Below are 21784 nucleotides of genomic sequence, written 5' to 3'. Positions count from 1 at the left end.
GGCTACCTGATCCACCGCCTCCCGCCCTGTCTTACGCGGATTGCGGTGTGTTAGGGGGGGAATTATGGCGAGGCTGACGCAGCAGGCACTGGAACGGCATCTGTGGGGTGCGGCGGACATCCTTCGCGGCACGGTCGATGCCGGGGACTACAAGCAATATATCTTTGGGCTGCTATTCTATAAGCGGCTCTGCGATGTCTGGGATGAGGAGTTCGAGAAGCTCCTTGCCGAGACCGGCGACCGCGATGAGGCGGCTGATCCCGATGAGCATCGCTTCCACATCCCGCGCGAACATCGCTGGGATGAAGTTCGCAAGCATGCGACGCAGATCGGGCAGCGGCTCAACAACGCGTTGGCGGCTATCGAAGACGCGAACCTCCGCCTGCGCGGTGTGTTCGGCGACGTCGATTTCGCCAATCAGGATCGCTTCTCCGATGCGCTGCTGGAGAAGCTCCTCGCGCATTTCGAGACCCATCGGCTGCGCAACAGCGATGTGCCCGCCGACATGCTCGGCGACGCCTATCTCTATCTCATCAAGATGTTCGCTGAGGGTGCGGGTAAGAAGGGCGGCGAGTTCTACACGCCGCGCTCCATCGTGCGGCTGATGGTCGAAATCCTCGAACCGCGTCCCGGCATGTCGATCTACGATCCGACCTGCGGATCGGCGGGCATGTTGCTGGAGGCGGTTCAGTATCTGAAGAATCGCGGCGAGGATGCCCGGAGCCTGTCGCTCTACGGGCAGGAGAAGAACTTCGCGACATGGGGCATCGCGGAGATCAACCTGTTCCTCCACAATGTCGATGACGCCTTCATCGCCAAGGGCGACACGATCCTCTCGCCCAAGCGATACGATCCCAAGGCGCGCGAGTTCGTCGAGGGTATCGGGGCCTATGATAGGGTGCTCGCCAACCCGCCCTTCTCGGAGAAGGTATGGGGCTATGAGGTGTGGCAGAACGGCGATCCGTTCGGACGCGATGTCTACGGCTGCCCGCCCAAGGGCTATGGCGACCTCGCCTTCGTCCAGCACATGCTGGTAAGCCTGAAGGATGATGGGATGCTCGCGGTGGTGGTGCCGCATGGCGTGTTGTTCCGGGGCGGGGCCGAGGGGCGCATCCGGGAGGGCATGCTGGCCGCCGATGTGATCGAGGCGGTCGTCGGCCTCGCGCCCAACCTGTTCTACGGAGCGGGCATCCCTGCGGCGATCTTGGTATGCCGCAAGAAGAAGCCGCAGGAGCGGCGGGGCAAGGTGTTGATCGTCAACGGCGATGCGACCTATCAGCCGGGCAAGGCGCAGAACTTCCTGACCGACGATCATATCCATACGCTGGCCGAGGCCGTCCACGGCTTTGCCGACATCGACAAGCTGGCCCGCGTGGTGCCGGTGGAGGAGATCGCCGCCAATGGCCACAACCTTAACATCAGCCGCTATGTTCAGACCGGAGCCGACGCCGAGCCGGTCGATGTCGTGGCGGAGGTTGCCAAACTGCAAGACCTGATCGCCAAACGCAACGAGGCGGAGACGGTGATGTTCGACCACCTACGAAGGCTCGGCTATGTTGAGTGAGGTGTCGCACGGTTGGCCGCTTGTTACACTCGCCTCTCTTGCGAGAGTGAAGCGCGGCGCATCGCCCCGCCCCATCCAAGACCCCAAGTGGTTTTCAGACCAAGGGCATGGCTGGGTCCGCATCAGCGACGTCACAGCATCAGATCGCGTGCTTCTGAGGACCACCCAATACCTCTCCGACATCGGTCGGGCTGCATCGGTAGAGATTGTTCCCGGTGATCTCATCATGAGCATCTGTGCGACTATCGGACGTCCGCTTTTTTCGGGCATCCATGCTTGCATTCACGACGGCTTCGTTGCGTTCAAGGAAATCGACAGGTCGCGGTTAGACCCTGATTATCTCTACTTCTTTCTGCAAGGGCAAACCCAACATTTTGAAGCACAAAGCCAGCCCGGCACACAGCGCAACCTCAACTCCTCGCTGGTCGCGACAACTGAAATACCGCTCCCACCTATCGACGAGCAGCGGCGGATCGCCGAGGTGCTGCGGTCGGTGGATGAGGCGATAGAAGCCGCAGACGCCTTAGCTCAGCAAGCGCAGACCCTGTGGCACAGCCTAACAGAGAGCTTAATCTGGCAACTCCAAACGGACAGCCCGGCGAGCGTCCGACCGCTAGGTAATGCCGTCTGGGCTTCGGATTATGGCGTCAATGCTCCGCTCGGCAACGAACCAATCGGATACGCGGTGCTGCGGATGGGCAACTTGCAAGACGGCTGGATTGACCGAACCGATCTCAAATGGGGCGAGATCGCCGACCGAGAGGCGCACGCCCTTGCGCTTGAGGTGGGAGACATCCTCTTTAATCGCACCAACAGCCGGGACTTAGTGGGCAAGGTTGCGTTGGTTCGCGAACCAACCAACGACCTCTATGCAAGTTACATTGTCCGGCTGCGCATCAACCGGGACGTTGCTGATCCGCACTACCTATTCGCCGTTATGCATTCCCGCCGCGCACAGGCGCAGTTCAAGTCTATCGCTACACCCGGCGTAAGCCAATCGAACATCAACCCGACCAACCTCAAAAAGCAACTGATCCCTTTGCCATCATTGTCCGAACAGCAGGAAATCTCAGCGCAGTTACAGGCGGTAGAAGGCGCACGCCGATCCGCGCTTAAGGAACTCGCAGCCGTGCGGCGTATCAAAGCCGACCTCATTTCCGACCTCCTCTCCGGTCGCGTGCGAGTCCCAGCGTGAGCGAATACCGCCTCGCCGAGAAGCCAGCGCTCGATGTGCTGGAGGCGCTAGGATATCAGCCGCTCCGCCCTGACGCGGCCTTGGCGATGCGGATGGAAGAGAACCGCGTCATCCTCAAGCCCGTGCTGGTCGAGGCCCTGCGCGCACTCAACGGCATCGACGCGGAGGACGCCGAGGCAGTCTACAATGACCTTGCCACGCTTTCCGACAACGAGGAGTGGCAGCGTAAGCTGCGCGGCGGCTATTCGCGCCGGATCACGGGCGAGAAGCAGGATCGCTCCATCGCGCTGATCGACTTCAAGCACCCAGCCAACAACCACCTTCACGTCGTTCGCCAATTCCGGGTCGCCGCCCAACGTCCGCGCATCGCCGACATCGTGCTGTTCGTGAACGGCATTCCGCTGGTGGTGATCGAAGCGAAGTCGCCGCTGAAGGCTACTGCCAAGGCCGAGGAGGCGTTCGAGCAGATCAAGCAGTATGAGCGCGACGTGCCACGCCTGTTCGCGTCCAACGCTCTCAACATCGTCACTGATGGTATCACCACGCTCTACGGCGCGACGGGCGCGCCCTCGCAATTCTATGCGCCGTGGCCTGACGCATGGCCGCGCAAGCGCGCCGACTTCGCCGACGATCTCGCCAAGGATTTGTGGTGCCTGTGCGAGCCGTCCCGGCTGCTCGACCTGCTCGCGCACTTCATCGTGTTCGAAACCGACCCGGAGACGGGGCAGAAGATCAAGAAGGTCTGCCGCTATCAGCAGTTCCGCGCGGTCAACAAGGCGGTGCAGCGCGTTGCGGAGGGCGCGCACCGCAAGGGCCTGATCTGGCACACGCAGGGCTCAGGCAAGAGCCTGACGATGGTGTTCCTCGCGCTCAAGCTGAAGACCCATTTGACTCTCGACGCGCCGACGCTCGCCAATCCGAACATCCTCGTGCTGACCGACCGGATCGACCTCGACGATCAGATCAGCAGGACGTTCGTCGCCTGTGGACTTCCCAACCCCGTCCAATGCGGTTCGGTCGCCGCCTTGCGTGGCGCGGTGAAGCGGGGCGGCAACGGTCAAATCCTGCTCTCGACGATCTTCAAGTTCTCCGGATCGAGGGAGCCGATCCCCAATTCAGAGAATTGGATCGTGCTAGTGGACGAGTGCCATCGGACTCAGGAGAAAGACCTCGGAGCCTATCTTCAGGCAACCCTGCCCGACGCGCATTTCTATGGCTTCACGGGTACGCCGATCAAATCGACTGACAAGGACACCTACGCCCGGTTCAGCGTCGAGGGCGAAGGGTATCTCGACAAATACGGGATCGACGACGCGGTGCGCGACGGCACGACCGTTCCGATCCTCTATGAGGGCCGGAAAGCCGATTGGGCGATCAATGAGGCGGAGATCGACATCCTGTTCGACCGCTGGTTCGTCGATCTGCCAGACGAGAAGCGTGAGGAACTGAAGCGCAAAGGCCTGACCGTCGCCACGCTGGCGAAGCACCCGGAGCGCATCCGGCTGATCGCCTTGGATATCTGGGAGCACTTCAAGCAGGTCTGTCAGCCTGACGGCTTCAAGGCGCAGATCGTGGTCGTGGATCGTGAAGCGGTGATCCGATACCGCGCCGCATTGGCGCATGTCATCGCCGCCGATTTGGAGCAAGGCGGGCTGGACGCCGACACCGCCCGCACGAACGCCGACGCGATGATCGCGTGCGTCTATTCCAAGAGCCAAGAGGACAATAAGCCCTCGGAGGACCCGGACATCGCCGCGATACGTGCCGAACTGGAGAAGCACTATCTCGACGGCGACGCCGAGAAGAAGACGAAGGCAGCGTTCAAGCTGTTCGGCCATCAGCCGAGCTTCTTGATCGTGTGCGACAAGCTGCTGACCGGGTTCGACGCGCCCATCGAGCATGTAATGTATCTCGACAAGCCACTCAGGGAGCACGGCCTGTTGCAAGCCATCGCGCGGACCAACCGCACCTGCGTGATCAAGCGGCCGGACGGCGGCGAAGTCACCAAGCCGCATGGCCGCATCGTCGATTACATCGGCGTCACCAGCCACCTGGACGAGGCGCTACATTCCTATCGCTCCGAGGACGTCGAGAACGCGCTGCGCGACATAGCCATCCTGAGGAACGACCTCAAGGAAGCCCATGCCCGCTACCGCGCGCAGAAGCGGGCGATGAAGTTGGAGGGACTGGACGAAAAGACGGCCGCCTATGCGCTGCGCGAGATCGTCGGCAACGACCGCGAGGACGACTGGTTCGACCTCCAGCGGCTCGCGCGCATTTTCATCAAGGTCTATGGCGACCTGTCGCCCGATCCCGCGATCCTCGACTTCACGACGGAAGCGAAATGGGCCGCCGCGTTCCTCCGGCTCGCAACGCAGGTGATCGCCAAGGATGAAAGCCTCGATCACCGCAGCTATTCCGGCAAGATCAGGGACATGCTGGAGCAGCACGTCCATGTGACCGGGCTTTCCACCACGATCCGGCTGCGCAGCATCACCGATCCCGAGTTCGCCGACGACTTCGACACGGAGGAAAAATCTGAAGCCGAGTTGCAGGAAGCGTTCGTGCGCAAATCCGCCGAGCTTCGCCGCGTCACGCGCGAACTGGTGGACCGGAACCCGGCGCAATATGGCCGCTTCTCCGAGCGCGTGCTGGAGATCATCCGCCGCTTCGAGGCCGGACAGATCGCCGCCGCCGAAGGGTTGCGCGAGTTCGAGGGGCTGACCGGCGACATAGAAACCGAGCAAGGCGCGCACGCCGAACTTGGCATGGACGAGAACGCCTTTTCGATCCTGCGCATCATGGAAACCATCGTGTCCGAGAACGATCACGCGGCGTTGCAGGGCGCGGCCATCGCCATCGGCGCGGTCTATGCGCAGGCGAAGGGAAGCCAGCCCGCGTTCACCCACATGCCGGAATATCTGCGCAGCCTTCGCCAGCAGGTCCGGCGCATCCTCGCGGAGCACGACATCGGCGAGACCAAGGCTATCCGGGATGCCGTCGAGGAGTTCGCCATCAGCGCCTACGGGGACCGGCAGTGACGCACGCGCTGCGCATTGGGCGGACGGCGATCCCCTACGAGCTGCGCCGCTCGGCAACCGCATCCGAGCGCCGGATTACCGTTACGCCCGGCCACGTCGAAGTGCTGGCGCTCACCACCGACAACGAAGGCGACATCGCGGGCTTTTTGGATCGCAAGCGCCAGTGGCTGTTCGACACCGTGCGCGAGATGCAGCGGATTACGGCGACGCGCCACGCTGTTCCCCGGTTCATGACCGGCTCGAAGATACCCTATCGGGGCCGCAACATGCCGCTCACCGTTCGACGCAGCGACGCCGAACGGGTTGAGATTGCCTATCGCAACGGCTTCATCGTCGATCTGCCCGCATGGGCGGGCCGGGACACGGACCGGCTTGTTGCGAGCGAACTCAAGCTGTGGCTGAAGCAGCGCGCCCGGCGCGACGTGAAAGAAATCGCCGAAACCTACAGTAGCCGCTTCGATCTGATACCTCGCTCCGTCCGAGTTGCCGACTTCGCCACCGGCTGGGGCTCATGCGGCCCCGAGGGCACCATATTGATCAACTGGCACCTGATCTTTGCGCCGAGAAAGGTGCTTGAGTACGTTGTGCTGCACGAACTTGCACACCTCCGGCACCGCTCCCACGATCGGCAATTTTGGCGGCTCGTTGCCGAGCTGGTACCCGACTACGAGTCCGCGAAATCGTGGTTGGACAGGCATCAGTCGATGTTGTCGGGGGATTTTCTCAAGGGAACAAAGTGCGACCGCACGCCGGTGTAATTCCTGTGTAAAACTGTCCGGATTACACCGGCTTTCCCGAGAACAATTGCGAACCGCAGCCGCGATCGGGCCGCCCTATCGTCTTGAAAACAGAGCTTGATAGAATGACCCGGAACGCGCCAGATTTGCCGCAAAGGAAACTGAAAATCGCAGTGTCGGCGGTTCGACTCCGTCCCCGGGCACCACTTTCCCCACATCGACCGAGACGCCCCAGACCTTGCCATTCCGTGCGAGAATAACGCCGACTTCTCCGAGACTTATCTTAGGGCCAGATCTTCGGTTGGGGCGCAGAGACCGATTTCGCTAAGATTTGGGGCGCTCGGTAGGCCCTTATCTCAGGGCGGTACAAAAGTGGCCCCGATATTCTCCTGCCCAACGGCAGTACTTGGGCCGTTAGCGGACTGGCAGATTTCGTGTTCACACAGTCGCAAGCGGATGTCGGACAATGCGGGTCTACTAGGCGCCGATCGTTGGCCCACATCAATTCAGCTGGTGCACCTCGCGGATAGCAACTTCGGGAAACAGCTGCGCTGCGGTCACGGCAGCCCGCGCGGCGGCGACATCGGGCACGAACAGGACGACCGCAAGGTCCTTTACGGCGCGCGAACAGCAGACGTAGAATAGTCGCCGCGTGCGATCGAGCACCGACTCCTCGCCCGCCGCGATCCGCGCGTCGTCATTATCGGACAGCGGCGTAAACCCGAGATATTTGCCGTAGGAATAGAGATTGTAGGCGGCTTCCTCATCGTCGAGCACCACGAGCACGCGCTCGAACTGCGCGCCCTTCACGCCGTGATGCGTGGCGAAGGGCGACTCTTCCAGCATGTAGCGGCGATGCGCCCAAAGCTCGCCGACGCCGCAGGCGAGGAACGCGGCGACATTGGCATAGCCCGATGACCCGTCATCGGCAGGCTCGGCCACGAAGTGCGCGGCGAAGCGATCGTCGAGCCTAATAAGTTCGGTATCGCGGACATGCTGCAAAACCTGCCGGACCGTCGATTGCGAACCGTCGGCAAGCATGTTGCGTAAGGTAAGGACCGCCTGCTGGAGAGCCGCGAGCACCGGCGCGACCGGCTGGCCGCGCAGCCGATCGACTTGAAGACGCGGACTCTCGGCGCGCAGGATCGACATGATCGTGAACTGGTCGTCGTAGCGGGCGGCAATGGCCATCGGCAGCAGATGCTGGGCAAATGGGCGCAGCGGCCAAGCCGTCCCGTCGGCAATGCCGTCGCTCATGCTCTGCGGTGCGCTATCGTTGAGGGCCGCGTAGAGATTGGCAAATCCGAGCCGCCTCGCCGCCATGCGGTGGACCAGCACGAGCAGGCGCACATCACCGTCGCGCAAGTCGCTCAGCCAGGCTTGGTCATCGGTCTGTTCGGCAAGCCATGCGCGGACCGCGGCTAGCCGCTCGGAGCGCTGGTTATCTGCGGGCAGAATGAAAATGTTGGCGGTGCCTTCAACCGCCTGTTCGACATCGTCGATGACGACGGTTCGGCCCCGGATCTGCGCCAGCCCATCGCCGGGCGCGCGGATAGCATTGATCACGCCAAGCACCGAGGTCGGACAGCGAAAATTTTCGGGCTTGGTGATGTCGGCCCAACCTTCGTTCAGCGCGATCGCCCCAGCCCCGGCACCATAGATCTTCTGCATCGGATCGCCGAAGAACCCGACGCACAGCGGCTCCTCACCGGCGATCTGGCGCAGCGCCTCGATAACCGCCGGCTGGGTATCCTGGCTCTCGTCGACGAAGATGTAGGGAAAGCGGCGGGCCACGATCCGGCGCAGCAGCGGGCAAGCGGCGACGCAAGCCGGCGTCAGCCGCAAAATGTCGTCATGCCCGAGAATGCCTTCGGCATAGCGACTGCCGGTCTCATAGGTGAAGTTCTCGACGTGTCCGATCGCCTCGCGCTCGACTTCGAGATCGGCAATCTCCTGCTCGAGGCGGACCCTAGTCGCGGCCCGCGTGCCGGGCCGCGCATGCCGCTCCTGCCGCTCGCCGATCTTCTCGTCGATCCGCGCGACGACCCACGCCGCAATGTCGGTCTGGAACGGGCGGATGATCGACCACAGGAAGCTGTGGATCGTCGAGACATGGAACAGCGGGGATACGCCGACATCGTGCGAGATTTCGGCGACCGCGACTTCGGTGAATGTGATGCAGGCGATCTGTTGCCCGGCGCGCCGCAGCGCTGGCCCGCGCGTTTCGCCGAGATGCGCCAGCGCCTTGATCAGCGACGTCGTCTTGCCCGAGCCGGCACCCGCAACCATCACGAACGAGCGCGCTTCCCCCAGACAGTCACGGACCTCGAGGTCGGCTGGCGTGTCAGGGCTGCCAATACGACTGGTCATGCGGCGATCACGGGGTTGGTCGCATTGCCAAGGCCCGCGTCCCCGCCGCCACCTCCGTCTCCGTCTCCACCCTCTCCGTTCGCGAGCTCATTCTCAAGCCAGCGCAGACCATTGGCGATATACGCCGGGACCGTCCACTGCGCCGGATTCTCGGCAAGCAATGCCAGCGCGAAGTCGGTCTTCTTAAAGCTCTTGGCCTGTACCCGTCTGTGAATGCGCCGCGCCAGTTCGGCCAGATCCTTGTCGCCCGACTTCGGAATTCGCAGTTGCAGAGATTTGCGTGAGACATCCTGGCACCAGACGAGGTTCTCGAGGGCAAAGGCTTCTTCGAGCGTCCGCCCGGCGAGCGCCAAGGTTTCCTCGCCCCAGGTCACATTGGTACGGCCCTGATAGGCGACGCGCACCAGCGCCTCTTTGTCATTCGACCTAGGCTGTGTGCAGTCGTCGTCGGTCGCGGCCCATAGCGCATCGACGGTGCCGCACCGGGGCAGCCATTGTAGCAGGGTCTGGTTGGACGTCGTCGCGCCCGGATGGCCTGCGATGCACACTTTGCCGGGTTTCCCGGCAGCACCAGGCGCCGGCTCGGCTTCGTCTTCTTCCTCGTCGTCGTCTTCTTCTTCCGCCTCTTCCTCGGCATCGGCTTCGACCGGAACATCGCCTTCATCCAGAGCGGGCGCCGCCATTGGCTCGTCCCCGCCAGCTCCGACGGCCTCACCGATTTCGGCCTCCTCCCCAGGGTCAGGCAATGGCGCGGGAAAGACGCTATCGAGATCGGTGATGACCAGCGCCGTCAGCCCCAGAAACTCGATCAGCGCCTTGAAGCGATAGCCAAAGGCACCGCCGATCTCGAGCACGGTCAGATAGGTCGATTGCAGCCGCGGCGCGGCGTTCGCGATCATCTGCGGCAACAGCAGCCGCTCGACATTGCCTTCCACCAGCACCGTCGCGTCGGCGAAGAACAGGTCGCAATGGGTCAGCCGGAGATAGCGTTCTAGAAACGTCCGAATGTTCGGGTCGGTGTCGTCATAGAAGTTCGACAGGTTGAGCACATCGGAAGTCGATACGGCTTCGGATCGGCTGCGCCGGAAATAGCGGATGGGCCGGAAACCGCGTTCGTAGAGGATATGGGTGGAGTGGGTCGTGACGACCACCTGGCTAGTGTAGTGGACCCGATCCTCCTCGCCGAGCTTGAGGATATCCATCACCTTGCGGATAAATGCCTGCTGGAGCTGGGCATGGAGATGCGCTTCGGGCTCCTCGATGAAGATGAGATGTACCGGCGGGCGATTGTCCTCGATACCCAGCCACTGCGCTTGGATGTCGAGCAGCTCAACGACCATAAAGATGAGATTCTTGAACCCAAGCCCGTTGTAATTGTCGGGCAGCGTCGGCGGTTCGGCCGCTCCATCGTCGGGACCGAGCGCATAATGGACGCGCGCGCCGTCGCGGCTGCTCATAATCGATTCTGGGTCGAGCGCGGAGCGGATCATCAGCCGCGGATTGGCGAGGCCGGGATAGCCAAGCTGGGCGAGGCTGAGCAGCGTAGGCGCGAAGACGCGTTCGAGATGCTCGTTGAGCAGCACTTCGGACTCTGCCAGTGCGCGAAGCGCAGCAAGATCCTCGCCGCGTTGCTCGAGGTTGCGATCATAGAAGCGGCTGAGCACCCGTGACAGATTTTCGGCGCGTGCGCTGCCGGGCAGGTCGGACAAATGCCGCTGGGCATGGAGAAAGTCTATGCGCAGCAGGCCTTCGAGTATCTTGGCGCCGGTCCGGTCGCGCCCGGTCAGCTGTTTGGCCTGATAGCCTTCCTCGGCAACCATGGCGGCATCGAACCGCCTCGGATCGAGCACAAAGTGGCTGAGCGCGTATTCGTCGTTGAGCTTGTCGCGCAGATACTCCTGCAGGTTGCGCGGCGAGGGATCGAAGGCGAGCTCTTCGCCTGCCGGCGGCGCCATGGCATCGAGCGCACGCTGGCGCGCCTCGGCATAGCGCGCCCGCGTCGCTTCGGGGTCGACGGGTGCAAAGACGACGCGCATACCGACCAGAGCACCTTCCCAGGCAAGGCTCGGTAGCAGATCGACGACGCGGTGAATGTCGTCGGCGCCGATTTCCAGCCAGATATCGATCTCGATCGACGGCAGTGCGGTGCCTGCCTCGCCCTCGCCAAAGGCTACGATCTGCGGCCATTGGTCGGCGCTAAAATCATGGACGCTGAACTTGCCCCGGCCGGTGAACAGCTGAAGCGCATGGCCGACGGAAGTCTTGCCGCTGTTGTTGGCACCTACAAAAATCGAAATGTCGGACGCGAGGTCGATCACGACATTGCTCAGTCGCCGAAAATTTCGGATAGACAGCTTCTTTAGGTGCATCTTGCCTCCCCGTGCAGATCGAAGCCAAGCGCTCCTCCGCGGCGACGATCAAGAGGGAGGGACTAACCCGAATTTACGAAACAAACGAGTGTTCAGTGCAGCCACCGGCCGCCGAACGAACGGCTTCCTTTGAATGTCTCTTGATCGGGTGGACCGACCGAATTAAGGGCACGTTGCGGACGCCACAGCCATTAGGCGATCATCTTACCCCTCCCGTCGCGCAGCGTGATCGCTGCTATCCCCGAGCAAAACAATTCTTATCGAACGAAGTAACGCCGCCCGGATTCGGCTCCGCCAAGTCGCGATTGCTATGATCGCGGTGACGACCACACTGAGTTGCGTCTCGTGTCAGGGCAGCTTCACCTCGTTCAGAAAGGTTCGCATCGCCTTCCTGAACTGGAATAGGCAGGCAAACCCGATTTCCAGGCGATCCCCTACGTTGGGGGGCGAGCTAACGAAACCGCTGACCAGATCAATGGACCGTTGATTCCATTTTCCGCCGGCGTGACACAACACGTTGCGTGCAGCGATGAGCTCGAAGCAGCCATGTTTCGCCCAGTTGTACTTTGGGTCGAGATGGGTCGCCAGCTTCTGGACCTTGGAAGTGGGAAAGTCCCCCGCAGCCTCCCCGCGAACAGCTAGAATGTCGTCCATCATGCCATCCATGATCACAACCAGATCCTGAATCAGCATTTGAATGACCTGGCGCACAATGAACTCGAAATGCTTATTAGGATCGCGTCGGGCCTTGACCCTCTTGGTGCCCATGGGCTGCGTAGCGAGGCTGGAGCTGTACGACCAACCTGCGGGAAGCCAGCTATCGGCCTCCTTGATACGAGTGGGGAGACTCTCGAGATCGCCGAATTGCTGTTCCTTGGCCAAGCTCAACGATTGGATCAGGGCGTAGAGCGTACTCGTCCACACGTTCACTCGGTCCCAGTTCATATCGACCCTCCACCATTGGTGTCGCGAAAACCACGATTGATATCCGGCCCTGCGGGTGCCGCGCCGGCTGGAGCCGAGGGCGACGCAAAACGTCAACTAACGTCCGCTTTCAGGATCTGCCTACAACAGACGGGACGACCGAATTGGGGCGAATAGCAGTCATCCAAAGCGGTCAGCGCCCCGATGGTCGAGCGCGACATTCGCAGCGACAGCCAATTTCGCGATCGCCTCGCCGGCTTCGAGAACAAGCTGGATACGGTGTGCCGCACCTCGTGAAGAGTTTGAAATCAGAGCCACTGGCGCAGCGTCCTCCATGATTGAACCGGCGAGCGTAAGCAGGCGCTCAACAATGTCATCCTGGTCGTCCATGCCCACACGAAGGACGACCTGGCGTGGGAAGTCGATACGCAGCTTTGGGCCAAGTGCGGAATTGGTCAGTGCGGCGAAACAGCTAGATTAGAACTCCATCACTCTCCGCTGCTCACCCCACGCCAATGGCAGCGTAGCCCATCGCATAAGCTTCGTCCGGGTAAGGCCCTCAGGCTGTCGGCCCTCGACGATCGCGGCGACAATATCGGGCGCGAGAAACCCGATCCTGAGCAAATCAGCAGCGTGCTCGCGACTATAACCGATCTCCGCTGCCAGCGTCTCAAACTCGGTCGCGTTGTTTGACGCCAGCATGTCGCGGGCCGCCATTGCCTGTGCGACCAGCTTGATCAACGCAGGATTGCGGCGGGTCGCAGCACCAGTGTCGACTGGTGGAATAACGAGCCGGAGCTGCTTCCCCGAGCGAACACACGCGATCGGAATCGAGATCTCGTACACTTCGTCGCCGAACAATTCATCAATCGCACCAAATTTGCAGCGCACGGACATGGAGTCGGTTCCAAGCTCAATCCGCTCAGTGCAGTCCACGAGAAGCTGCCGCTGCTCACGCGGCGTACCGGTACGGAGACGTTCGATGGCCACGCGTGCAGCAATCCCCACCCGCTCAATGTCTGTCGCTGCGGGGGTGGCGGACGCGAGGATATTCCGCTCGGCCCTAGCCAGCTCATTGGCAAACGAAGCGCTTATTCGCTGCTCGATATCAGAAGCACTGACCCGCCATGGTGGCTCATCATCCCTGATCTGGGATGTATAATAGCGATAGCGGCGCCCCTGCTTGTTGGTGTGGCGGGGCGACATCCGGCGACCGTGCCCATCCCAAAGAAGTCCCGCGAGCAAGCTCGGGTCTGGCGCTCCCTGCCCCAAGACTCGCTCCACCCTTCCCTTTGCCAGTTGCTCAGCGGCGGATGCAAAGATTTCGGTTTCAACGATCCCATCATGCTGTCCGGGATAGACGCGGCCTTTGTGCGCTACTTCACCGATATAGGTTCGGTTCTGCAGCATCTGATATAGCGCCCCGCGGCCGATGAGCTTCCCGCCGCGCGTAATGCCGTTGCGGCCGGTCCAGCGTTTGCTGGTCACGCCATTGGCATCGAGATCAATGATGAGAGCAGCCCCTGATCCCAGCTCGACATATCGCTGGAAGATGTAGCGGACGGTTTCCGCCTCGGCCTCATTCACGACCAGCCGGCGCTCGACGATATCGTAGCCAAGCGGCGGGTTGCCGCCCATCCACATGCCCTTGGCCTTTGATGCCGCGACCTTGTCGCGGATACGTTCGCTGGTCACTTCCCGCTCGAACTGCGCGAACGACAACAACACATTGAGCGTGAGCCGCCCCATGCTCGTGGTAGTGTTGAACGCCTGCGTGACCGACACGAAGCTGGCCTTCTTTTCGTCGAGGATCTCCACGATCTTTGCGAAATCCGCGAGGCTGCGGGTGAGCCGATCGACCTTGTAGACGACAATCACATCGACCTGCCCCGCCGCAATATCGGCGAGGAGGCGCCTCAATCCGGGGCGCTCCATATTGCCGCCGGAAAACCCTCCATCTTCATAGATGCCGGGCACCTGAATCCAGCCCTCGTGCCGCTGGCTCAAAATATAGGCGGCGCATGCCTCACGCTGCGCATCGAGGCTGTTGAAATCCTGGTCCAGCCCCTCCTCGGTTGATTTGCGAGTGTAGATGGCGCAGCGGGTCGGCCCGCTGGCAGCCTCGCGCGGATCACGCATCAGCCGATCCACGCTTCAGGCCGAAGAAGCGCGGGCCGGACCAGTGCGCGCCCGTTATATCTCGCGCGATCTGCGACAGCGATAAATAGCGACGGTCCCGATATTGGTAGCCGCTCTCGAGGACCAAGACATGATGGCTGGCCCCGCCCCACTCCCGCACCAGGCGCGTGCCTGGTTTGATGCGCCCGTCATGGACATTGATGCTGACCGTGCCACTGCGCTCATACTGACGCTTTAACCGCCGAAGCTCGCGCGCGACGGATGTCGGCAGCCCGCCATGCACCCGTTCCTGAAGACGCCAGGCAATGCCGCGGCGGAGAAGATCGCCGGTCAAGGGGGGTGCGGGAGCGCGATATACGCGCTCCCATTCGGCTCGGAGTTCCGCGGCTCGCATCGTCGCCAGCGCGGCGAGCCGGTTCCCAAGGTTTGCGGACATTACGCCTGCGTCCCAATCTGGTAGCAGGTGACGTCGCCGCGCTTGGACTTGGCGATCGTATGGCCCTTCTTCCGTAGGCCAGTCAGCGCGGCGCGCGTGGTGTGCGGCAGCCAGCCGGTGGCCTCAATCAGGTCGCCGAGTGTCGCGCCGTGCTCGCGGCGGAGAAGCTCGAGGACCAGCGCCGCCTTGGTAAGGCGAGCCGGTTGCTGCTGCGTCGGCACGACAGGCGTATTGGACTCCGGCCCCGGCTCACCAATGCCGATCGCCGAGAGTCCCGCGGGCGTCACGAATATGCCGTAGTGGATATCACCGTCGGCCCGCCATGCACAGATGGCGGTCGTCTCCCTCTCTTCGACCATCCCCTGCTTCAGTAGCGACAAGACGGATTTCGCAATCGCCGATGCCGGCGCAGTCAGGGTGTTTGGATAGGGATAGACACTGCCGCCATCGCGCTTCGATGCGTTGGAGAGCAGGACGGTCTGGGTATCGCTCAGCTGAGTCATGGCGGGTTCCTTCGTGCGAGCAGCTCAATTGCTGCTCCCACCACCCACAGCCCGGTCAGTTCGCCTGCCGGGCGGCGGCCTCGTCACGGCCCCGACTCACACGAACACCAATGCTCCGTTCGGGAACGAAGTCGAGTTCGATCACTCACCTAACGTCATTAGAGCGGCTGTCGCCGAACACGGGCGCCTTCTTCCGCGACCATGCGCCAAAAATGCACTCTACCGAATCCGGAACGCAAGTTCCGATTTTCGGAACCTGGGTTCCGGATTCGGCGGGTTCTGGGCCCGTCGCGGATTGGCGGGCTTTAAGGCACCGTCCGCGAAAGCGGACGTTACAAGCTAGGGCACTTCACGCGCCTCGCACAGCATCGCCCGAACCTTGTACAGCCGCTCTTCGAGCTCGAGCCAGGAGCGCCCCGGCACCCGAGGTCCGGCCAGAAACTCTTCGAGCAGCGCCACCTCGCGGACGAGGTCATGATGTTGGCGGCACAGCCGCGCGGCGAGTATCCAGTCCCACGGCGCACGGTCACGCCGCGCCTTTTCGAGCAACCCCGCCAGCTCCGCCTCGGGCACAGTTCCTTTCTTGCGAGCGCGGGGCGGCGCCACCGGACGCCGTGGCACAGGCCGCTCGCCCGCCACGATCGCAGCGGCCTCAGCGCGACGCTTCAGGACCGCGTGGTTGAGCGTTACGCTGTCGGGATAGCGCGCAAACCAAGCATCGACCGCATCGACGAGTTCGGGGAAGCGGCCAAGTTTTCGCAAGACTAGCGTCAGGCGATCGAGAGGCGCAATCTCGCCAAATTGCGGCCGGCCGACTTCGCGCTGGAGATCGGCGACAAGCCCGCTCTCATATTCCATGCCGGTGTATTCGTGAACGCGCTCGATCGCCTCGCGGTAGCGCGTCACCGCGCCTTCCGGATCGCTTTGCTCGAGCGGTCGAGTCTCAGAGACGAAACTCCTTGTCGCGTCGCGCGTCGCGTGAAAGCGGTCGAGCGCGGCATAGTCGAACTGGCGGCCCGGATTGATCCAGTTGACCAGCTGCTCGCCGTGCCTCGCAATCAGCTCCCCTTCGATTTCCAGCGCTTCCTCTTCATCGAGGTCCTCGGCGAGGATCGCGATCTCATAGCTGTCACCGCAGCGGGTCCGCACGAAATGCCGCCACAGATCGTCGCGATCGAGCGACCAGGCGCGGCGCCCCGTGCCCTTGCCGATATAGAAGGGCGTGCCATCCGCGCTGCGATGCGCGTAGACGTAACAGCGTGCCGGCACCCGGCGCTCGCCGAGTTGCCGGAATTGACCCTGCGCTTCGCCGTTGTTCGACATCGCTCCCCCTGCCACCAGCGTCGCCAATTGCCTGCCGGAGTCAACCTCGGTGCGGCGGGAGTCGGTCCGGCGCCCTTGCCTGGAGCCGAACCTGCGGCGACAATCGGGAATGGAACCGATCGGCCGCGCCATCGAATTCGAATTGAAACCCGGCGCCGCCTACGTCGGAGTTGCCTGCAAGAGCTGTGGCGCACCCGTCGCGATCGCGATCCTCGAAGGCGGGGTCAAGCTGTCGTCGCCTCTCCTAGGCACCTGTTTTCAAATCGCTTGTGGAGATGCGGCCTGTCTAGCTGAGCACAATTACGGACAAGCAGATATTTGCCCGTTCCGATGGCCGGGAAGGAAATAAGCGCGACCGGCTGCAGCGGTCGAGCCCCGGCGATTAAGTGCAGATTAGCGACGGTGGCCATCCGGTCGAACTGCTCGCCGATGCGATCCGCCTCATAAGGGAAGACCGTCTTCATCCGCCGTACCGTGCCGGTCGCGATCCGAGCGAGATTGGTGAGCGTCGCTTCGGAGAACACGTCGTGCTTGCCCGGCAGCGACGCAATGGCAGGGCCCGCACTCGATGCCCCGGCGAGCGCGCCCGGGCCGTCCCGCCATGATCGCCGGACGTGCCACGCAACCAGATCGGCGGCCTGGAGCGCGACCTCATCCCTGTCGTCGGCGTGACGGGGGTTCTCCGGCAGGAAAGCGGCGAGCGCGGGTTCCATCCCTTTCCTGAAGGCGGGATAGGACTCGGCCAGCGACTTCTCATTGTCGAGGTCGCGGTCGAACACGAATTCAGCGCTCTCGCCCAGATCCTGCTCGCGGCAGAGCTTGAAGGCTGTAGCGATCGCGAAATGGAACATCATCTGGTACGGACGATCCATCCACCGCATCATCTTGCCTGCATAGACGCGGGCATAGTCTTCGTGTCGCACGACCACCGCCAGCGTTGCGGTGGCATGGGTGCGGAGCACCTCGCCTAGCGCCGCGACCTTCGTATCGCGTTCCGCAGGAGGCACCCCCTGAAAGGCGCCGCGACGGGCGTTGGCTTCCGCCATCTTGAAATATGGGATCGCCGGAGCCTCCGCGAGCACCGCATTCCAGGCCTGCTCGAACGCCACCACGCGGTCCGTGGCAATGCCCATTCCGCCGAGCACGAAGACCGGCGGGTCATTCCTCCCGCTATCGTCGATGTAGAACCGCAGCGTCATCGGCAGGCATTGACTCCAGCAGGCCCTCTGTAGAACAAATATTGAACAGAATGCGAGTCGCTTGTTCATCGAAGGTAACGGCGCGGGCTGAGGGGCCTTGGCATGCAACGCACGATCGAAATTGCCGATTTTGAGCTGCCGCGCGGCGCAGTCACGATTCACACGCTCATGGCCATGGACCAGGCGGCATGGGAGCATCTGCGCGGCGAGATCAATTTCCGGCGCGCACGCCAGCCGGATCGACCGCTGGCCAGGTGCCGCTTGTGTGGCGGCGCGGTCTATATCAGGGCGCAGACGACGCGCAGCGGCAACGTACCGATGTTCGCGCATTATACCGATGCCACAGCCGGCGATTGCCCTTGGTACCAAGGAGCCAACCTCGTGCCCGACAATGCGCGCGCCGCGCAATATCAGGGCCATCAGGAATGCGCACTGCACCGCTGGATGTGCGACACGATCGCCAACCTTCTTGAGCAGGATCCGCGCTGCGCTAAGGTGACCGTCGATCGCTATCTGAAGCCGGCGATCGAGGATCGCGGGCGCTATCCCGATGTCTATGCCGAGATTGAAGGCGTCGGCCGCTTTGCATTCGAGGTTCAGCTTTCGAAGCCGTTCGCCTTCGAGATCGCCGCGCGGCACCAGCATTATCAGGCTGAGGGCGTATCGCTGATTTGGGTGTTTCGCGGACTCGACGCGGAGCTGCCGCAGGGCTTTCGCGACGTGATCTCTTTCCAACGCGGCAACGCGTTTTTGTTCGATGAGGCTGCGTTTAATGCCTCGATCCAAGCGGGAGGCCTGACGCTATCGGCATGGCTGGAAGGCGCGAACGGCTGGCTCAAACCGCGGTTCGCCCGGCTTGACGATCTCGACCGCGGCACCGGCCGCTCGGTATTTCTCGAGGACCGACGCACGCCAGGGCTGATCGAACATTGCCGCGCGGCGCGTGAGATATGGCGGCCATTGCTCAGGACCGGAGCGCCGTTCGACTTCGCGAACCCCGCAACCCTGGAGAAATTCGCGCCCGCCTGGGCCTCGATCCGTTCGCATGTCCCGGCGCTCAGTGCGTGGAAGGATGCCTATTGGTACGAGACCGAGATGCGTGGCGTCCCGCATTTCCTCGAAATCGCCGCGATCCTGTTCTCAATCGCTCGCACGGCCATCGATGGCGAGGACCGGGTCTATGTCAGCCGGTACAACAAGGAGGGGGCCCTGGTCGCGATGCTCAACGCGCGGCTCTCCGGCTTTACTTTCATGCCCTATGCCGCGTTGTTCGAAGCCATGCTCACGGGCACACGCGCGCACGATTATCTGGAACGCACATCGCTTCGGACGGCGCTCCGCAAGGCGCGAGGCAAGGTGAAGCAGGTTGGGCCGGAGCATGCGATCTGGACGGCAGCGGCGCGGCTATTCCCCGAAGTCTACAACGGCATGCTGCGCGCCGAGCTTGCCGACCTTCGCGCGCTGCCAACTTGGGCCGCACCCGGCACGGCCATCAATCGAGAAGCGGCCTGAGCCATGACAAGCCTCTTGCGCGCGCGTGGTTCGACATCGGAAATGGCGCGCCCAGCCGCCCGTCTCAAAATCGCGAGGTTTCCCGTGCGAAAACGCAAGCCCCTTCTTTCGGATGAACGCATGGCGGAGGTGTGGGATATTCGCTCGCTGGAGCATGCCGAAGGCGAGCTGCGCGATTTCGACAAACTGGTCTCGTCGGCGGTTAGCCGCTGCCTGGCAGAGGACAAGGGCAATCGGGTCGAGATCGCCAACCGGCTGTCCGTAATCCTCGGCGAGCGTATAACGGTGATGATGCTCGACTCCTATTCGAGCGAAGCGCGACGTGAACACCACATCTCCGCATCGCGCTTTCTCGCGCTGCTCGCCGTCACGCGGCGCTTCGATATTCTGGACGCGGTGCTCCGCGAAGTAGGCGGAAAAGCGCTCGACCGCGCCGACGCTCGTATATTCAAGCTCGGGCAGCGTTACATCGCCAGCATCAATGCCGAGCGGGACCTGCGCGATACGGTTGATGGGATTTTGCAGGAGCCAACCTGAGCCAGCGCGACCATTCCAGCTGAGGTGCCGCTCCACGAAGGTGCGCGGATCTAGAGGGTCGCCCTGATGGAGCGCCATCAAAGCTCTATTCGGTGCTTGGGAAGAATGGAGTGCCGTTCACTGAAACGCGCGAGCTGCTTGTACCGGACTGGTCTGTCTCAGGGCTCAGACTGGACAATTTCCGTCACTATGGTGGGACACCAAGCTCTAAATCACCTAATTGCGATAGCACGTAAGTATTTGATTATAAACGAAACATTTTCTAATTTTCTTAACGCTCAAAAACGAGAGGGCGAGATAGAGAAGGCTTTATAAATAGAGTAGTGTGACAGGAGGAGGCGCCCATGCCGGAAACTGTTGCACAGGCACTGAAACGGGTCGGCCCCTGCCTCACTTCCGATCTCATTCGGGAGTTCGTCGCGGCGGGAATGGCAGAGCCTGCAGCGCGGAAAAAGATTGCCCGCGCCCAATCGGAATATACGCGACTGGCCGGGCTGCGCTTCGCTAAGAATGCGCGCTTCATCTATCTAGACTCGCAATTCGGTGGCCCCAAATTTTGGGAAGCGCTCGAACGCGCATTTTATTCCGCGGGGAAATCATACTGGACCGCGATTATCGGGATGAAGGCGCGGGGCGGTCTTTGCCTCAAAGAAAATTTCCCGATTGTGAGCGGCGCGCCGCAAGCACGGAAAGGCCAGATGTCGCCGGAACGGATTCTCGAACGCCTGACGAGCATACAGTTTCTCAAGGTGGCCCCGAACGACGAAGGCAAACCTCCGCTGGTTGCGATAGTCCCCTATGGCTACCACACTAAAACAGAAGCCGAATTCAACGCCGTGATGTTGGCCGAATTCGTTACTCTTCAAGCCGTCAAAGAATGGGCTCGGCGCTTTGGGCTGGGCAGTTTCAACAAATTCGCGATGCGTGGCGACGACGAACTGCCGTTGGTATCGGGCATTGCCTGGGACATGGCTGCCCCGTCCTACGTTCGCCCGTTAATGCGGGTAATCGGCGGTAAAGCCAAGCCAGGCTTCTTCGTGTGCGACATTAATTTGGTCGATGTGATCACCAAAGATTACGTCGAAGCCTTCGTGCGGAAGCACGACATGGCTTCCGCCCCGATGAACGTCGCTCCGATCATGCCCGCCCTCGTCGGGCAGGTATTTGCGGAGGATGCGTTCTCGCTCGCCAAGCAAAAGGGAATTCTCGCCCTCACGACAGAGAATATGTTCGGGTCCGATGTCGCCCGCGCCTTGCGGGAGCTGATCGCTCTACTGTGCGATTTAGGTGCGCGCGCGGCCGTTGATCCGTCCAAGATTGAAACCGTGATCAACGCCCTGACCAAGATCGAGGGTTCGGCGGGTAACGTGCGCGGCGCGCTATTCGAGGTGGTGATCGGCAGCCTCGTGAAGGATGTCGACGACGGCTATCTGAAGATCGGGGAAAAGCGCTTCGATGCTGAAACGGGCCGCAAAGCCGAAATCGATGTTCAGCTCGACCGAGGACAGGAACACGGTGTGCTGGTGGTCGAATGTAAGGCCAAGATTCCTGGCGCGCGCGTCAGCTTAGAGGAGGTACAGAAATGGCATGGCGACCGCGTGCCGCTCATTTACAAAATTCTGTCGAGTGACGGGGCTTACACCGATAAGCATTTCCGGTTCGAAATATGGTCGAATGGCCCTTTCAATGATGATGCAGTGGCCTGGCTTAGCGGGCAGACGTTGGATTTCGGGGTTTTCTCCATGGGCTGGCGGGACGGCGAGGCTGTTAAAGAATACGCCGACAAAGCGAAGCAGCCGGCGTTGCGAAAGATATTGCGCGAGCATTATTTCCAGCACCCGCTCTCACGGGTAGCGCGGCAATTACGCGAGGAATCGAAAAAGCCAGAGTCAAAGCTGCTGGAGCAAGGGAATTTGCTTTAGCGACTTCCGCGCC

16 protein-coding genes are annotated in these 21784 nt (G+C 61.9%); 7 read left to right on the top strand and 9 right to left on the bottom strand.

The annotated features are described in order from the left end of the window. The first annotated feature begins 64 nt into the window (after positions 1–64). Genes OF829_RS12770 through OF829_RS12755 form a run of 4 tightly spaced genes read left to right on the top strand, consistent with a single transcriptional unit; the run spans position 65 to position 6558 of the window. The gene (locus tag OF829_RS12770; RefSeq protein WP_264940448.1) at positions 65–1564 is read left to right on the top strand and encodes a type I restriction-modification system subunit M; all 1500 of its coding nucleotides are present in this window, start codon (positions 65–67) and stop codon (positions 1562–1564) included. Continuing rightward, entirely contained in the window at positions 1554–2759 is a 1206-nt protein-coding gene (locus tag OF829_RS12765) for a restriction endonuclease subunit S (protein WP_264940447.1), read from the top strand. Before OF829_RS12770 ends, OF829_RS12765 begins: the two co-directional genes overlap by 11 nt. Next, positions 2756–5800 (top strand): type I restriction endonuclease subunit R, encoded by a 3045-nt coding sequence (locus OF829_RS12760; protein WP_264940446.1) that lies wholly within the window; start codon positions 2756–2758, stop codon positions 5798–5800. Before OF829_RS12765 ends, OF829_RS12760 begins: the two co-directional genes overlap by 4 nt. Continuing rightward, positions 5797–6558 carry a M48 family metallopeptidase gene (locus tag OF829_RS12755; RefSeq protein WP_264940444.1) on the top strand — a complete coding sequence of 254 codons (762 nt, stop codon included), beginning with the start codon at positions 5797–5799 and terminating at the stop codon, positions 6556–6558. Before OF829_RS12760 ends, OF829_RS12755 begins: the two co-directional genes overlap by 4 nt. Positions 6559–7038: 480 nt before the next feature. On the opposite strand, the gene OF829_RS12750 is transcribed toward OF829_RS12755, so the two are convergent. From OF829_RS12750 to OF829_RS12710, 9 genes are all read right to left on the bottom strand, one after another. Next, on the bottom strand, positions 7039–8907 hold the full coding sequence (locus tag OF829_RS12750) for a UvrD-helicase domain-containing protein (protein ID WP_264940443.1): 1869 nt from the start codon (positions 8905–8907) through the stop codon (positions 7039–7041). Continuing rightward, positions 8904–11276 (bottom strand): ATP-dependent nuclease, encoded by a 2373-nt coding sequence (locus tag OF829_RS12745; protein WP_264940442.1) that lies wholly within the window; start codon positions 11274–11276, stop codon positions 8904–8906. Before OF829_RS12745 ends, OF829_RS12750 begins: the two co-directional genes overlap by 4 nt. A 348-nt stretch (positions 11277–11624) precedes the next feature. Further along, positions 11625–12221, bottom strand: coding sequence for a hypothetical protein (locus tag OF829_RS12740; protein ID WP_264940441.1), 597 nt, complete (start codon positions 12219–12221; stop codon positions 11625–11627). Between the two features lie 159 nt (positions 12222–12380). Beyond that, on the bottom strand, positions 12381–12590 hold the full coding sequence (locus tag OF829_RS12735; RefSeq protein WP_264940440.1) for a hypothetical protein: 210 nt from the start codon (positions 12588–12590) through the stop codon (positions 12381–12383). Between the two features lie 87 nt (positions 12591–12677). Beyond that, the gene (locus OF829_RS12730; RefSeq protein ID WP_264940439.1) at positions 12678–14339 is read right to left on the bottom strand and encodes a recombinase family protein; all 1662 of its coding nucleotides are present in this window, start codon (positions 14337–14339) and stop codon (positions 12678–12680) included. Beyond that, the gene (locus OF829_RS12725; RefSeq protein WP_264940438.1) at positions 14332–14775 is read right to left on the bottom strand and encodes a DUF2924 domain-containing protein; all 444 of its coding nucleotides are present in this window, start codon (positions 14773–14775) and stop codon (positions 14332–14334) included. The genes OF829_RS12730 and OF829_RS12725 overlap by 8 nt, the downstream gene beginning before the upstream one ends. Next, positions 14775–15278: a DUF3489 domain-containing protein gene (locus tag OF829_RS12720; protein WP_264940437.1), complete on the bottom strand. Its 504-nt coding sequence runs from the start codon at positions 15276–15278 to the stop codon at positions 14775–14777. Before OF829_RS12720 ends, OF829_RS12725 begins: the two co-directional genes overlap by 1 nt. 339 nt (positions 15279–15617) lie before the next feature. Further along, positions 15618–16733, bottom strand: coding sequence for a GIY-YIG nuclease family protein (locus OF829_RS12715; protein ID WP_264940436.1), 1116 nt, complete (start codon positions 16731–16733; stop codon positions 15618–15620). A gap of 92 nt (positions 16734–16825) precedes the next feature. Continuing rightward, entirely contained in the window at positions 16826–17800 is a 975-nt protein-coding gene (locus OF829_RS12710; RefSeq protein ID WP_264940435.1) for a DUF3800 domain-containing protein, read from the bottom strand. A gap of 102 nt (positions 17801–17902) precedes the next feature. Here OF829_RS12710 and OF829_RS12705 point away from each other — a divergent pair, with 102 nt between their 5' ends. From OF829_RS12705 to OF829_RS12695, 3 genes are all read left to right on the top strand, one after another. Next, positions 17903–19312: a DUF6035 family protein gene (locus tag OF829_RS12705; RefSeq protein WP_264940434.1), complete on the top strand. Its 1410-nt coding sequence runs from the start codon at positions 17903–17905 to the stop codon at positions 19310–19312. Between the two features lie 42 nt (positions 19313–19354). Continuing rightward, a complete protein-coding gene (locus OF829_RS12700; protein WP_264940433.1) occupies positions 19355–19849 on the top strand; it encodes a hypothetical protein in 495 nt (164 codons plus the stop codon). A gap of 344 nt (positions 19850–20193) precedes the next feature. Next, positions 20194–21771 carry a hypothetical protein gene (locus tag OF829_RS12695; protein ID WP_264940432.1) on the top strand — a complete coding sequence of 526 codons (1578 nt, stop codon included), beginning with the start codon at positions 20194–20196 and terminating at the stop codon, positions 21769–21771. Positions 21772–21784: the final 13 nt, after the last annotated feature.

The sequence above is a fragment of the Sphingomonas caeni genome, assembly GCF_026013415.1.
In the GTDB taxonomy this organism is placed as follows: Bacteria; Pseudomonadota; Alphaproteobacteria; order Sphingomonadales; family Sphingomonadaceae; genus Sphingomonas; species Sphingomonas caeni.
Note: the sequence above shows the minus strand (reverse complement) of the source record. Positions and strands in the feature narration are given on the sequence as shown.